We start from the raw sequence: 13867 nt of genomic DNA, 5'->3' as shown, positions 1-13867 counted from the left end.
ACTCCTGAACGTCCGGTAAATACGAACGGTATGTCCGTCAGAATCAGGTGGACCGCAACAGTCGGCGTCCCGTTCAATGCAGACATGACTTCGCAAGGGGCACGGTCGGGCGCCACGATGGCAGTTGGCGCAATGGCCTGCGTGCAGCTGGGCCTGGCGTTCGCCGTGACGCTCATCGACGACATCGGCGTGGAAGGGGTCGCGTGGCTGCGCCTCATGTGGGCCGGTGTCCTTTTGCTCGTCATCGTGCGACCGCGGTGGGCGGCGTTCACGCGCCGTTCCTTCCTGATGTGCGTCGTCCTCGGTGTCGTCACAGCTGGAATCACGTTGCTGTACATGGCAGCTATCGCCCGCATTCCCCTCGGGACGGCCAGCGCGCTGGAGTTCCTCGGCCCGCTCGCGGTCGCCGTCGCTCGCGGGCACGGCCGCGGTCGGCTGCTGTGGCCGGGTCTGGCGGCGGTCGGCGTCGTCCTGCTGACCGAACCGTGGAGCGGCACCGTCGACCAGGTCGGCGTCGCCTACGCTCTCGGCTCCGCCGTGTGCTGGGCCGGCTACATCCTGCTCACCCAGAAGGTGGGCGACGAGGTCGCCGGCATCGCGGGCCTCGCCGTGTCGATGCCGGTCGCGGCTTTGTTCGCCACCGCTGTCGTCGGCCCGACCGTGATTCCCCGGATCGACGCCGACATCCTGCTGCTGGGCCTCGGCTTGGCCATCCTGCTCCCGGTGGTGCCGTTCGCGCTCGAGCTGTTGGCGCTGAGGCGCCTCACCACCGCGGCCTTCGGCACGCTGATGAGCCTGGAGCCTGCATTGGCGATGCTGGTCGGTCTGGTGATCTTGCACCAGGTGCCGGGGCCGTTGGGCGTGTTCGGCGTCGCCTTCGTGGTCGCCGCGGGCGCCGGCGCTGCCCGCTCGGGGGCCCGCGCCCAACCTGTGCCTCTGGAGGTCGGCTGAGCGGTTACCGTGTCAGACATGGGCAGAGGAATCTTCGGCTCACCCGTGGTGGGCCTCGTCAACGGCGGCGCGGCTCGCGTGATGCACGCCCCGGTGATCGGTCCGCTGGTGCGGCGCACCATGGTGGTCATTCGATACACCGGGCGGCGTTCGCACCAGACGTTCCAGACGCCGGTCAGCTATCAGCGCTCCGGTGACGAGGTCGTCATCCGCGTGATGGCGCCCGACCAGAAGACCTGGTGGCGCAACTTCACCGGCGTCGGCGGTCCCATCACTCTGACCGACTTCGACGGTGCCGATCGGACCGGTCACGCGGTGGCGCAGCGGGATGATCGCGGCCGCGTGACGGTCCGGGTGTGTCTCGACGCGAGCTGAGCTCAGGCCTCGAAACGCTTGCGGCGGTACAGAGTTCCGATCGCCAGCAGAACCAGGCTGATCACCAGGATCGCGGTGGCCAGCACATTGATCTGCGGCGGCACGGCGGCCTTGACCGCGGCGTTCACGTAGAGCGGATAGGTCACCGTCGAGCCGCTGACGAAGTAGGTGATGATGAAGTCGTCGAGTGACAGGGCGAACGACAGCATCGCCGCGGCGACGATGCCGGGCACGATCAGCGGCAGAGTCACCTTGAAGAACGTGCGGGCGGGGCTCGCGCCCAGATCCAGCGATGCGTCTTCGAGGGTCCAGTCGAAGCCTCGCACGCGTGCCCGCACAGTCATCGCGATGAAGCTGACCTCGAAAGCGATGTGCGACAGCAGGATCGTGGTGTACCCGGCAGCCCAGCCCAGATCGAGGAACAGCGTCAGCAGCGCCGCACCCATCACGACCTCGGGCGCGGTCAGCGGAAGCACCAGGAAGGTGTCGACCGCACCTTGGCCACGCCAGCGCTGGCGCACCAGCGCGATCGCGACCAGCGTGCCCAGCACCAGCGCGACGGCCGTCGACACCGCGGCGACGTTGAGGCTGAGCTTGAGCGCTTCGGTCAGGGGTGGATATTTGAACGGGTGCGCCCAGTTGTTCAGCGTGAAGCCCTGCCAGCTGTAGTTGAACTTTCCGGCCGGCTTGTTGAAGGAGAACAGGATGATCACGAAGATCGGCAGGAAGAGGTAGAGCAGCACCAGCCCCGCCGAGATCCGCAGGAGCAGGTCACCCCAATTGCGCCGCGCCCTGACCTTTTTCGCGGTGGGCGTCCGCTGTGCCGCGGTGGCGACCGCTGCGCCGGCCTGGGTCGTCATACCAGGTCCTCCGTCCCCAGCGCACGCGTGTAGAGCAGCACGCCGACCAGGATCAGCAGCATCAGGCCAAGGCTCAGCGCGGCCGCCGCGGGATAGTCCTTGACCACCAGGAACTGCTTCTGGATGACGTTGCCGATCATCGTGGTCTGCGTGCTACCCAGGTAGTCGGCATTGATGAAGTCGCCGACCGCGGGAATGAACACGAGCATGCTGCCAGCCAGCACGCCCGGCATCGACAGCGGCAGAATCACCTTGCCGAAACTTCGCCCGGCCGAGGAGTACAGGTCCTTGGACGCCTCGAGCAGCCGCGGGTCGATCTTCTCCAGGCTGACGTAGAGCGGCAGGATCATGAAGATGATCCAGTTGTAGGTGAGGCCGCCGATCACAGCCCAACTGGTCGAAAGCAGCCGCCCCTCCTCTGGCAGCAGACCCACCGCACCCAGCGCGCTGACCACCCAACCCTCGTCGGCCAGGATCGTCTTCCATGCGATCGTGCGGATCAGGAACGTCACGAAGAACGGCAGGATCACCAAACCCAGCAGCAGGTTCTTGTAGCGGCCTGCCTTGAACGCGATGACGTACGCCAGCGGAAACGCCAGCAGCAGACACAGGATCGTGGCGGCGAACGCGTAGCCGAACGACCGGAAAATCTGGTCCTTGTAGAGCACGAACGCGTCGGTGAAGTTACCGAAGTTCCAGCCGAATTGGAGCGTCGGCATGAACACCGAGCCGCCGGTCGTGGACAGCGAGGTGCGGGCCAGGGAGAAGAACGGCACGACGAAGAACACCGCGAGATACACGAGCGCGGGCAAGACCATGAGGTAGGGAGCGATCTTGCTCCGCTGCCTGCTGCTGCTGGCTACACCGGCCATCGGCTCAGCCGCCGGTGACGGCGGCGTAGGCGGTGTTGTACTCCTGCGTCTGCTCGTCGGTGAGCGGAGCCCAACCCTTCGACTTGTCCAGCGTCTCCTTCGACGGGTTGATCAGCGGGTTCTTGGCGGCGGCCGGATCGACCTTCTCCAACTCTTCGGTCATGTCCGACAGCACCGGCACGTACTGCACGAAGGCGACCAACTTGGCGTAGTTCGCCCGGTCGTAGACGTAGTTGATCCACGCCTCGGCGGCCTTCTGGTTCTGGGTGGTGTAGGGGATCACCATCGTGTCGACGAACGTGGTGGCGCCGGACTCCGGGACCACGAACTGCAGATCGGGGTTGTCGGCCTGCAGCTGCACCACATCGCCCGAATATGCTTGTGCGACAGCGATGTTGCCGGCGGCGAGGTCGTCGGCGTAGTCGTTGCCGGTGAAGCGGCGGATCTGGCCCTTGTCGTTCTGCTCGCGTACCAGGTCGATCGCCTTCGTCACGCTCTCGGAGGTGGGGTTCTCCGGCGAGTTGCCCTGCGAGAGCATGATCATGCCCAGTGCATCCTGCGAATCGGAGAACAGACTGACCCGGCCCTTGAACGCCGGATCCCACAGGTCGTTGATGGACGTGATGTCCCGGCCCGTGGCCGCACGGTTGTAGGCCAGCCCGACGAGTCCCGACATGTAGGGCGCGGTGAACTTACGGCCCGGATCGACACTAGCTTCCAGCAGATCGGGGCGGATGTTCTTCTTGTTCGGCACGCCCTCGTCGCTGATGTCGTTGAGCCAGCCGAGTTGATGCAGCCGGGTCGCCATGAACGACGTCGGCACCGCCAGATCGCAGCCGATGTCCTGCTTGCGCGACAGCGGTTCCTTGACCTTGGCGAACCACTGCTCGTTGTCGTTGAAGTCTTCCTTGTAATCCACCGTGATGCCCGAGGCCGTCTGGAACGCTGCGACGAAGCCGTCGGCCATGTAGAGCGGCCAGTTCGAAATGCGCAGTGTGCCACTGGCCGGGCCGCTGTCCTGGCTGCTCGAACTGGCGGTGTTGCTGTCGGATCCGCCGCAGGCGGCCAACACGGTCGAGCCGAGGCCCAGAGCCGCGGCAGCAGCCGCGCTGCCGCCGAGGAATCGGCGGCGCGACGTGCGGTTCGCGGTGAGGCGGGCGAGCAGGCGGGGGTCGAACTCGGGGGACATGGCGAGGCGTACCTTTCGTCGGGTCCAGAGAAGGGGTGGGGTCGAAACGGGTGGGTCGGCCCGCGGGACGATCAGGAGTCGTCGAGCATCTCCTCGAGGTCCTCGGTGGTGGGGATGTCGGCACCGGGCAACACCAGCGACGCCTCGGGTGCCCACCCCACATGGACCTCGTCACCGGGGCGCAGCATCGGCAGATCCTGCTCGGGCCCCACATGGGCGATCACCGTGGACTCGTCGGGCGCGGCCAGCGACAGGCGCACCACCGGTCCCTGGAAGGTCAGGTCTGTGACCGTGGCGCGCACCGAGGCGACGTCGCCGGTCGGGGCGTCCATCGACACGCGAACGCGTTCGGGTCGCACCATCAGCGTGGCGTGGCCGCCGGGTTCGATCGTGGTGTCACCGGGGCGTGCTTTGAGCGTCGAACCGAGCACATCGATCTCGACGAAGTCGCGATTGACGCGGCCCGTCTGCCGCCCGGCCCAGAGGTTGGCCTGGCCGATGAAGCTCGCCACGAAGACCGTCGAGGGCCGGTCGTAGATCTCGGTCGGAGAACCGATCTGGTCGACGTTGCCGGCGTTCATGACCGCGATGCGGTCACTCATCGTCAGCGCCTCTTCCTGGTCGTGGGTGACGTAGATGAACGTGATGCCGACTTCGCGCTGAATGCGTTTCAGCTCGAACTGCATGGCGTGGCGCAGCTTGAGGTCCAGGGCGCCCAGTGGTTCGTCGAGCAAGAGCGCGCTGGGGTAGTTCACCAGCGCCCGCGCGAGCGCGACGCGCTGCTGCTGTCCGCCTGACAACTGGGAGGGCTTGCGTTCGGCGAAGTCGGTCAGCCGGACGATCTCGAGGAGCTCGTCGACGCGCTTACGAACTTCCTGCTTGTCCTTCTTCGTGCTGCGCGGTCCGTAGGCCACGTTGTCCCACACCGTCATGTGCGGGAACAGCGCGTAATGCTGGAAGACGGTGTTGACGTTGCGCTTGTTCGGTGGCGTCTTCGACACGTCGCGACCTTCGAGCCGGATGGCGCCCTCGGTCGGCGTCTCGAATCCCGCGATCATCCTCAGCGTGGTCGTCTTGCCGCAGCCGGAGGGGCCCAGCATCGAGAAGAACTCGCCCTGGGCGATGGTGAAGTCGGCCTCCGAGACGGCGACGTAGTCGCCGAAGCGTTTCGTCACGTGGTCGATCTCGATCACGGGGCCGCTCTTGGCGCGGGTCGCGTCGCGTCCCGCAGACCCTGACGTCTGGTCTGCTGCGGTGGTGTGTGTGCCGGTCAGGGCGGATCCTCCTCGAACGTCGGCCGTCGTGGCCGTAGTAAACCTTCGCGGATCGCGCCGCCCTTCGCAACCGTTTCCGCAACGAATTTACATTCTTACAATGGAATCCTTCGCCCAAACCGCAATCAGTTGCGAGAACCGGCGCGATTCAGGATTTAGAGACGCGAGCCACTCACGCAGGACCGGGGGCGCTGCGGCCGGCGAACTTCGTTATCTGTATGAGTCTGCCGCTCGGCTGCGGCCTTTGTCGCCGTTTACCGCCCGTAGCCCGCGGGGTAGTGAAGGGCCATGGCCGCAGTCGATGTATCCGTGAGCTCGGATCTGAGCCCCGAACGGGCATGGACCCTGGCGTCTGACCTCAAGCGCTTTGACGAGTGGCTGACGATCTTCGGAGGCTGGAAGAGTCCGGTGCCCGACGAGATCGAGGTCGACACCCAGGTCTCCTCACTGATCAAGGTCAAAGGTTTCCGCAACACCATCCATTGGCGTGTAACGCGCTACGACGAGCCCAAAGCAATCGAGCTGATGGGGAACGGACGCGGGGGCGTGAGCATCTCGCTGAGTCTGACCGTCGACCCCCACGACGCCGCTGGAACGCGGGGATCGTCGTTTCGCGTGGTGGCCAATCTGTCCGGCGGTCTGCTCAACACGCCGGTGGGGAACGTCGTCGCCCGGGTGATCAAGGGCGATGTGAAACGTTCGGTGTGCAACCTCGCCGAACTGCGCTGAGCCGACCGGAGCTGCCGGGTCACCCCCACTCGTGGTTCATCGCCCGCGTCTGGAAGCGGGCGTCCGGCGCGGGTGGCGCTGTCCGGGGCCGCGAGGCGGCGATCAACACCATCGCGAGGAGCGCGGTGACCGCACCCGCCGCGAAGATCACGACGAAGCTGCTCTCGAGCGGGACACCGGTCGAATCGGTGCGGCCCAGCAGCACCGCGACCACCGCCGCAGCGGTGGAGCTGCCGACGGTGCGCGCGATCGCGTTCATGCCCGTCGCCACGCCCGTCTCTCCGGCGTCGCTGTCCCCGACGACGAGCGCGGGCAGCGCGCCGTAGCCGAGACTGATGTAGCCGTTGGCCAGCACGCTGGCGATGATCACCTGCCACGGCGTGGAGTGCACGAAGGCTGCCAACACGAACCCGACGATGCCGGCCATCGCGGCGACGACCAACACGGGGCGCGCGCCGAACCGATCGATGAACCGGCCACTGACCAAGGCGACCACGAAGCCGGTGACAGCTCCGGGTAAGAGGTACACGACGCTCGCCTGCAGCACCGTAGCGTCGAATCCATAGCCGTCCGGACCGCCCGGCATCTGGACGAACTGCGTCAAGCCGAGGAACGCGAAGTACAGGCCCATGCCGACGAACACCGTGGCCACATTGGTCAGCAGCATCGAGCGCCGGGCCAGCATCCGGGTCGACACCAGGGGCTGGCTCACCCGTCGCTCCCACTGCCACCAACCCACGAGCACGACCACGCCCCCCGCCAGGCAGGCCACTGTCCGCGTCGAGCCCCACCCCCATGAATGGCCTTGCGTGATGGACAGCAGCATCGCCGACAGGCCCACCGCGAGGCCCAGTGCACCGACCCAGTCGATGGTGCCTGCAGTGGAACGCGGTCGGTTGGGCACGACAGCGATCACGATCGCGAGGACGAGCACGCTGAAGCCGGTGGTCAGCCAGAACACGCGGTGATACCCGGCGTCGCCGCTCATCAGCAGACCCACCACGACCAGACCTGCGCCACCACCGAAGCCCAGCGTTCCCGACAGGACGGCCATCGCCGATCCGATGCGATGCTCGGGGAGTTCCTCGCGCAGGATCGCGATGCTGATCGGATACAGGGCGAACGAGGCCGCCTGTAGGACGCGCGCCAGGATGAGCAGCGGCAGCGAGGTCGTCGTCGCCGCGAGGAGCGAGCCGGCGAGGACAACGGCGAGCACCGTGAGAAGCACGTGCTTCTTGCGATGCAGATCGGCGAGGCGGCCGATCAGCGGTGTGGCCGCCGCCGCGGCGAGCAGATTGGCGGTGACGACCCAGCTGACCGCGACCGTGGATGCGCCCAACTGGTCGGCGATCACCCCCAGCACCGGCACCACCGCGGTCTGCAACACCGCCACGGTGAGGACCACCACACTGAGTCCGACCACGAGCAGACGAGGCGCACTGTTGGCCACGCCCCCTCCGATCGTTAGCACGTCTTGATTCGTGTTCGATTATGGACTCTTCTCCCGCGAGGTCGGCAACCCGGGACGCCGCGGGTGGGGCGTCCGTGATCGAATGTGGCCATGGCTCAGGGAAGCTCGCCGCAGGTCCGATCCGCCGCACTGACCGGGCCGGTCTTCACCGGCCATCGGCCGTCGGGCGCCGGCGATCTGTCGATGGAGACGCACGGCATCGCGCCCATTCCGACCGATCAGCGCTACGGCGGTCCCGGCCGGCTCTTCACGGTGTGGTTCGCGCCCCAGGTGAACATGACGGGAGTCTTCACCGGCACGTTGGCGATCGCGCTCGGCCTCGGATTCTGGCTGGGCATGCTCGCGATGCTGATCGGCACTCTGCTCGGGTCTCTGGTCGTCGGTTACCTCTCGACCTGGGGGCCGCGCACCGGCGCCGGTCAAATGCCCAACGCGCGGATGGCTTTTGGCGGGACAGTTGTAGTCCCCGCTGCGCTGCAATGGATTTCGTCCATCGCATGGGATGCGCTGGTCGGCCTGTTCGGTGGCGAGGCGTTGTCGGTGTTGCTCGGGATTCCGTTCTGGGCAGCGGTGCTGATCGTGCTCGGGGTACAGGGCGTGGTCGGCGTCTTCGGCTACGAGTTGATCCACCGGTTGCAGGCCGTCCTGACGGTGGTGTTGTTCGTGACGTTCGTCGTGTTCACCGTCAAGTTGATCGGCGGCCATGACATCGTTGCGCCGGCCACCGCGGCCGGCCCGGACCTGGTCGCCGCGTTCGTCCTCGAGGTGACGATCGCGTTCAGCCTGGCGGTGTCGTGGGCCACCTACGCCGCCGATTTCAGTCGCTATCTGCCCGCCGATGTCTCGCGGGCCAAAGTGTTCGCGTTCACGACGGCGGGACTCCTGCTGGCCTACGCGTTCGTGCAGGGCATCGGAATCGCGGCGGCCGAACTGGTGGGTGAGCAGACCGCCGAAGGTGTGCGCGCGGTGATGGGCGGGGGAGCGTTGGGGGCCGTGGCGCTGCTGGTGATCGCGATAGCGTCCATCGGGTCCGGGGTGATGAACGACTACAGCGGGTCGCTGGCCCTTCAGACCGTGGGCGTCCGGGTGCGCCGGCCGATCTCTGCGGTGATCGTCACCGTCCTCGCGTTCGCTCTGATCCTGTGGCTGCATGCGGCGGACACCGCGCAGCGCTTCACCGACGTCCTGCTGCTCGTCAGCTACTGGATTCCGGCGTTCGTCGTGGTGCTGGTGATCGACTGGCGGCGCCGAATGGCGGGGCGCGACACCGTCGATCCTGCCGAGGAGTCCACCAACAGGCGCGACGCGGCCGCGGCGCTGATCGTGTTCGTGCTCGCCTACGTGGTCGCAGTGCCGTTCATGAACACCACCCTGATCCACGGACCGATCGCGACAGCCTGGCACGGTGCCGACATCGCCTATTTCGTCAACGCGGCGGCAGCGGCCGTGCTCTACGGCGGCTACCGAATCGTCACCGCTCGAGGTGCCGCCCTTCGGTAGCGTCGGTGGATGTAACGCCGCCAGCAAGGCCGCCGGAAAGGCCGCCGGAAAGGGTCACCGATGCCCTCGAACACTCTCGCCAAGACCTCGGGCGCAGCGCTCGCCACTGCCGTCGTCGGCGGGCTGGCCAGCAGGCCCGCTCAGTCGCCCTGGTACGCGCGCCTGAAGAAGCCGTCCTTCCAGCCTCCGCGGCAGGCGTTCCCGATCGTGTGGCCGATCCTCTACACCGACATCGCGGTGATGTCGGCCTCGACGATCGATGCCCTCGAGGAGCAGGGCCGGCATGACGAGGCACGCGCCTACACCCGAGCGTTGACGGCCAATCTGGTGCTGAACGCCGGATGGAGTTGGATCTTCTTCAATCAGCGCCGGCTCGGCGCCGCCGCGGTGGCAGCGGCGGCTTTGGCCGTCAGCAGCACCGACCTGGCGCGCCGGGCCGCGTCCGTACAGCCTGCCGCGGGTGCGGCGCTGGCTCCCTATCCGCTGTGGTGTGCCTTCGCGACGGCGTTGTCGACCCGTATCTGGCAGCTCAACCGCTAGGGGCGGCTCAGTTCCACTTCCCGCTGATGGGCCGACACCGTCTGGCCGGCGCCGATCGACGCCAGGATCTCTCCGCTGCGGATCGCGATGTTCGACAGCAGCGATGAGGTCAGTCCGTGGGTGTGCTCGGTGTTGCCCTGGACGTAGAGCCCCCCTGCGGTGGGTGGCTCGGTGACGAGCCGATAGTCACGCGAGACCGCGGGACGCCCGTCGTGATAGACCAGATCGGCGTGAAGGGGCCCGAGGATCGCGCCGAGCGCGGCTGGTGTGAATCCGGTCGCGTAGATCACTGCGTCGCAATCGATTCGGTCGATCCGGCCGGACGGATGGTGACGGATGTCGACCGAGATCCCGTCGTCGTGTTCGTCTGTTCCGCACACGCTGGATGCGCCGCGGAGGTACAACCGTCGTGGTCCGGTGACCCGCTCGGCGTACTCGCGGGCATACAGATCCTCGATCAGCGGCATGTCGACCGCGGAGTAATTGGTGCTGCGGTGGTAGTCGAGCAGCTGGCGCCGGACCGGCGGGCTGGCGCTGTAGAAGTCGTCGACAGCGTCGGGATCGAACACGCGGTTGGCGAACGGGCTGTCGTCAGCGGGACTGTAGCCGTACTTGGCGAAGACTCCGTGCACCTCGATCGAGTCGATGTCGTGCAGATACGCACAGACCTCGGCTGCGCTCTGCCCGGCACCGACGACGACGAACCGGTTGTGGCGTCTGGTCGGTAGGCGATCGAGGTCGTGAAGGAAGTTGTGGTTGTGGATCTTTCGCGGCGACGGGGTGACGTCGGGCGGCAGTTGGGGTTGGAGCCCGCCGGCGATCACCACGTTGCGGGCCCGCAGGGTCCCGGCGTGGGAGCCCGTCACCTCGATCTCGAAGAACTCGCCAGCATCGCGGACCGCGGTGACGCGTGACCCGTAATGCACGGGGGACGCGACCTTGTCTGCTGCCCAGCGCAGATAGTCGTGGAACTCCACGCGTGTCGGAAAGAACGTCTTGTAGTTGATGAACTCGGTCAGGCGGCCCCGGTCGGTGAGGTAGTTCAGGAACGTGAACTCACTGGTGGGGTTGCGCTGGGTGGCGAGATCTTTGAGGAACGAGATCTGCATGGTCGCGCCCGGAATCAACATGCCGGTGTGCCAACCGAACTCCGCCTTGGCCTCCACGAACTGAGCCGTCAGCGGTACGGCCGCTGTGTCGTTGTGTTCGCGTAGCGCGATGGCCAGCGCGAGGTTGGACGGGCCGAAGCCGACGCCCACGAGGTCGAGCACCTGCTCGGTCGACGGTCGGTCGAACGTTGTCATCACGCTCCTGCCATCTGGTCGAGCGCGCCGGGGACGGGTTCGGACGGGTCCGTTCCCAGGCCGACGATGCGGTTGGCGGTGTCGACGTGGACGACCGCACTGCGGTGACGTTCCAGGTCGGACTGCGCGACGCCGACGAACGACATGATGATCACCAGATTGCCCGGTGAGATCAGATGTGCTGCCGCACCGTTGATTCCGATGATGCCCGAGCCGGGCTCCCCGGTGATGGCGTACGTGACCAGTCGTGCGCCCGAGGTGACGTCGACGACGTGCACCTGCTCGCCTTCGATGATCCCCGCGGCGGACATCAGATCCGCGTCGATGGTGATCGAACCCACGTAGTGCAGGTCGGCCTGGGTGACCGTCGCCCTGTGGATCTTGCCTCCGAGCATTGTGCGCAGCATTTCACCTCCAGTTGTCAAAATAAGGCTAGCCTATGTTTATTGATCTGCAAGACCTACGTCCCCGGTCACACGGCGCCAAAACTGTTGGCGGCCAACGCGGCCGAATGTCGAGCGGTGCGCGGACATGCAGACGCAACGCAACCAGCGCCTAGTAAGTTATGCGAGGCTAAGCTAATCTGCTCGCGCGAACTATACCGAACGAAAGGGACACCAGCGTGACCGAGCAGCAACATCGAGGGCGCCGCAGAGGGCGTGCCGCCGCGACCGTACTGGCAGCGTTGCTGCTCGTCGCCGCGCTGGTGGGCTGTGGGTCGTCGTCGACCGAGACGCCGCAGGCGCAGACGGTGACGATCGCCCACAAATTCGGCGAGACGAAGGTTCCTGCCGACCCGAAGCGGGTCGTGACCGTCGGCTGGACCGACCAGGACTTCGTGCTGCCTTTCGGGGTCATTCCCGTCAGCACGCGGGAGTTCTTCACCGAGTACAACGGCTACCCCTGGGTCAAGGCGGCGACCGACGACAAGGGTGTCACCACCTGGGGTGCCGACACGATCGACTTCGAAGCCATCGCCGCGCAGAAGCCGGACGTGATCTTCGCGATCTACGAGACGATCGACCGCCAGACCTATGACAGGTTGTCGTCGATCGCGCCGACCGTGATCCAGTCCGGCGACTACGCCGACGAGGAGACGCCGTGGGATGTCCAGCTGCTCACCACCGGAACAGCGCTCGGAAAGAAGGACCAGGCGGAGAAGCTCGTCGCGGAGGTCAAGGGCAAGATCGCCGATGCGCGGTCCGCGCACCCCGAATTCGAGGGGAAGACGCTCGTCGTGGACTTCGGCCCGGAAAACGGCGGGCACTATCTGCTGCCCGAGAACGACCCTCGCCGTTCGCTGTTCACCGCGCTGGGCTTCAAGACCCAGGACGTCCACGGTGATGTCAGCGAGGAACGGCTCGACCTGCTCGATCGCGACGTGTTGTTCGTCAACGGTGCCACGCAGGAGCAGATGATGTCCTCGCCTGCATTCTCCCGGCTGGGTGTGGTCCGTGACGGACGGACGCTGTACACCACATTCGAGTCGAACCTCAGCGGTGCGCTGACCTACAGCGGCCCCCAGGCGCTGATGTACGCCCTCGACGTGCTCACCCCGCAGTTGGCCAATGCTCTTGCGGGTCGGCCGGTCGCCGACCTCGCCAACGCCTGACCGCAGCCTCGACAGACCCCGCCGGCGCACTGCCGGCGGGGTTTGTCGTGTCAGGACCCGTCCTCGCGCGTCAGCATCGCGACCAGCGCCGGGCCGTACTCGTCGAGGGCTGCGATGTCGAGGAGGTCGGAGTGTCGGAACGGGACCGGCACCGCGGTCAGTTCGCCGCCGACGTGCGGCCGCCAGGCCGGTGATGCCGTTCCCCATTGATCCACCTCCTCGGCCGCGTCGACGAAGAACACGTCGCCGTCGTAGCGGCCGTAGTCGGCGTCTGCCGTGAAGTGTTCTGCGGCAATGTAGTTCTCTATCGCCGCCGCGACGTGCTGGTCGTCGAGCACCGTGATCGCGTCGCCCTGGGACTTCATGAGGTCGATGGCCTGCTCGACGGTGATCCTGTCCTCCGGGTGGACCGGGAAACCCATCTCGGCGAGTACACGGGTCAGGACCGCATCCCGATCCAGTGTGCGGCCCGCCTCGGTGACTTCGGGGTAGGAGTCCAGCATCCCGACGAATCCGATGCGCCGACCACGCCGACGGAGCGCCTGCGCGGTCATCAGCGCGACCGCGCCACCGAACGACCACCCGAGTAGACGGAGGGGCCCGGTGGGAGCGATCGCCTCGATGCTGTCGGCATAGCTGGCTGCCAGAGTGGTCAGGTCGCCGGGCAACTCGCCACCCGAGAACAGCGGTGACTGCAAGGCGTACAGCGGGATGTCCTTCGGGAGAACATGTTTGAGCCCTGCGTAGGGCCATCCCAGGCCACTGGCCGGGGGCAGGCAGAACAGCGGGGCTGCGGTCCCCGTTGCGCGCAGCGCCAGGACCGGTGCGAAGCTCCCGGCGCCGGCGCTGTCGGAATGCCCCGACAGCAGGGCATCCACCGCCGCGACGCTCGAGGCGACCATCAGGTCGGCGACCGACAGGTCCTCTGCCGGACCGGCGAACTCCCGGCGCAACGCCGAGGCAAGCCGCACCAGGAGCAGTGAATGTCCGCCCATTTCGAAGAAGTCGGCGTCGATCGAGTCCACCGACGTACCGAGCACATCACCGAAGAGGTCGCATAGTCGACGGTGCCGCTCGGTAGTGGGCGGGCGACGACCTCCGCCGCCGGTGACCACCGGGTCGGGTAGGGCCTTGCGGTCGAGCTTTCCGCTGGGGGTGAGGGGGAAGGCGTCGACCCTGACGAACGCCGC

The 13867-nt window shown here is 66.6% G+C and carries 14 protein-coding genes; 6 read left to right on the top strand and 8 right to left on the bottom strand.

Features of this window, described 5'->3' with window-relative positions; all coding sequences use genetic code 11:
- Positions 1-84 precede the first annotated feature (84 nt).
- Together ACZY1G_RS25925 and ACZY1G_RS25920 are read left to right on the top strand one after the other, a co-directional pair.
- Complete coding sequence (locus ACZY1G_RS25925) at positions 85-951, top strand: EamA family transporter (protein ID WP_463818076.1); 867 nt, start codon at positions 85-87, stop codon at positions 949-951.
- 18 nt (positions 952-969) lie between these two features.
- Entirely contained in the window at positions 970-1326 is a 357-nt protein-coding gene (locus ACZY1G_RS25920; RefSeq protein WP_463823994.1) for a hypothetical protein, read from the top strand.
- Between the two features lie 2 nt (positions 1327-1328).
- Here the strand turns inward: ACZY1G_RS25920 and ACZY1G_RS25915 are convergent, their stop codons facing one another.
- The 4 genes from ACZY1G_RS25915 to ACZY1G_RS25900 form a co-directional block, all read right to left on the bottom strand.
- A complete protein-coding gene (locus ACZY1G_RS25915; RefSeq protein WP_463818074.1) occupies positions 1329-2186 on the bottom strand; it encodes an ABC transporter permease in 858 nt (285 codons plus the stop codon).
- Positions 2183-3058 carry an ABC transporter permease gene (locus ACZY1G_RS25910; protein WP_463818073.1) on the bottom strand — a complete coding sequence of 292 codons (876 nt, stop codon included), beginning with the start codon at positions 3056-3058 and terminating at the stop codon, positions 2183-2185. Before ACZY1G_RS25910 ends, ACZY1G_RS25915 begins: the two co-directional genes overlap by 4 nt.
- A gap of 4 nt (positions 3059-3062) precedes the next feature.
- Positions 3063-4247, bottom strand: coding sequence for a polyamine ABC transporter substrate-binding protein (locus ACZY1G_RS25905; protein WP_463818072.1), 1185 nt, complete (start codon positions 4245-4247; stop codon positions 3063-3065).
- A 71-nt stretch (positions 4248-4318) separates the two neighbouring features.
- Positions 4319-5440, bottom strand: coding sequence for an ABC transporter ATP-binding protein (locus ACZY1G_RS25900; protein WP_463818071.1), 1122 nt, complete (start codon positions 5438-5440; stop codon positions 4319-4321).
- 369 nt (positions 5441-5809) lie between these two features.
- On the opposite strand from ACZY1G_RS25900, the gene ACZY1G_RS25895 reads away from it, so the two are divergent.
- Positions 5810-6250, top strand: a complete 441-nt coding sequence (locus tag ACZY1G_RS25895; protein ID WP_463818070.1) for a type II toxin-antitoxin system Rv0910 family toxin — start codon at positions 5810-5812, stop codon at positions 6248-6250.
- Positions 6251-6269: 19 nt separating this feature from the next.
- Here ACZY1G_RS25895 and ACZY1G_RS25890 read toward each other — a convergent pair whose 3' ends face one another.
- Positions 6270-7700 carry an MFS transporter gene (locus ACZY1G_RS25890; protein ID WP_463823993.1) on the bottom strand — a complete coding sequence of 477 codons (1431 nt, stop codon included), beginning with the start codon at positions 7698-7700 and terminating at the stop codon, positions 6270-6272.
- 111 nt (positions 7701-7811) lie between these two features.
- Here ACZY1G_RS25890 and ACZY1G_RS25885 point away from each other — a divergent pair, with 111 nt between their 5' ends.
- Both ACZY1G_RS25885 and ACZY1G_RS25880 read left to right on the top strand, forming a co-directional pair.
- Positions 7812-9221 carry a purine-cytosine permease family protein gene (locus tag ACZY1G_RS25885; RefSeq protein WP_463823992.1) on the top strand — a complete coding sequence of 470 codons (1410 nt, stop codon included), beginning with the start codon at positions 7812-7814 and terminating at the stop codon, positions 9219-9221.
- 60 nt (positions 9222-9281) lie between these two features.
- On the top strand, positions 9282-9761 hold the full coding sequence (locus ACZY1G_RS25880) for a TspO/MBR family protein (RefSeq protein WP_463823991.1): 480 nt from the start codon (positions 9282-9284) through the stop codon (positions 9759-9761).
- Here ACZY1G_RS25880 and ACZY1G_RS25875 read toward each other — a convergent pair.
- Together ACZY1G_RS25875 and panD are read right to left on the bottom strand one after the other, a co-directional pair.
- A complete protein-coding gene (locus ACZY1G_RS25875) occupies positions 9758-11065 on the bottom strand; it encodes a lysine N(6)-hydroxylase/L-ornithine N(5)-oxygenase family protein (RefSeq protein WP_463823990.1) in 1308 nt (435 codons plus the stop codon). The two genes, ACZY1G_RS25880 and ACZY1G_RS25875, sit on opposite strands and share 4 nt — an antisense overlap.
- Complete coding sequence (gene panD / locus ACZY1G_RS25870; protein ID WP_463818065.1) at positions 11065-11472, bottom strand: aspartate 1-decarboxylase; 408 nt, start codon at positions 11470-11472, stop codon at positions 11065-11067. Before panD ends, ACZY1G_RS25875 begins: the two co-directional genes overlap by 1 nt.
- A gap of 215 nt (positions 11473-11687) precedes the next feature.
- Here panD and ACZY1G_RS25865 point away from each other — a divergent pair, with 215 nt between their 5' ends.
- Positions 11688-12677 (top strand): iron-siderophore ABC transporter substrate-binding protein, encoded by a 990-nt coding sequence (locus ACZY1G_RS25865; RefSeq protein ID WP_463818064.1) that lies wholly within the window; start codon positions 11688-11690, stop codon positions 12675-12677.
- Positions 12678-12727: 50 nt separating this feature from the next.
- On the opposite strand, the gene ACZY1G_RS25860 is transcribed toward ACZY1G_RS25865, so the two are convergent.
- Positions 12728-13867 (bottom strand): thioesterase domain-containing protein (locus ACZY1G_RS25860; RefSeq protein WP_463823988.1); only part of this gene is annotated, 1140 nt, incomplete at its 5' end.

It is taken from the genome of Mycobacterium sp. IDUB_5 (assembly GCF_055419565.1).
Note: the sequence above shows the minus strand (reverse complement) of the source record. Positions and strands in the feature narration are given on the sequence as shown.

Coding starts and splice junctions, on each gene's coding strand:
- ACZY1G_RS25925 (WP_463818076.1), top strand. CDS start 85: ATGACTTCGCAAGGGGCACGGTCGGGCGCCACGATGGCAGTTGGCGCA.
- ACZY1G_RS25920 (WP_463823994.1), top strand. CDS start 970: ATGGGCAGAGGAATCTTCGGCTCACCCGTGGTGGGCCTCGTCAACGGC.
- ACZY1G_RS25915 (WP_463818074.1), bottom strand. CDS start 2,186: ATGACGACCCAGGCCGGCGCAGCGGTCGCCACCGCGGCACAGCGGACG.
- ACZY1G_RS25910 (WP_463818073.1), bottom strand. CDS start 3,058: ATGGCCGGTGTAGCCAGCAGCAGCAGGCAGCGGAGCAAGATCGCTCCC.
- ACZY1G_RS25905 (WP_463818072.1), bottom strand. CDS start 4,247: ATGTCCCCCGAGTTCGACCCCCGCCTGCTCGCCCGCCTCACCGCGAAC.
- ACZY1G_RS25895 (WP_463818070.1), top strand. CDS start 5,810: ATGGCCGCAGTCGATGTATCCGTGAGCTCGGATCTGAGCCCCGAACGG.
- ACZY1G_RS25885 (WP_463823992.1), top strand. CDS start 7,812: ATGGCTCAGGGAAGCTCGCCGCAGGTCCGATCCGCCGCACTGACCGGG.
- ACZY1G_RS25880 (WP_463823991.1), top strand. CDS start 9,282: ATGCCCTCGAACACTCTCGCCAAGACCTCGGGCGCAGCGCTCGCCACT.
- ACZY1G_RS25875 (WP_463823990.1), bottom strand. CDS start 11,065: ATGACAACGTTCGACCGACCGTCGACCGAGCAGGTGCTCGACCTCGTG.
- panD (WP_463818065.1), bottom strand. CDS start 11,472: ATGCTGCGCACAATGCTCGGAGGCAAGATCCACAGGGCGACGGTCACC.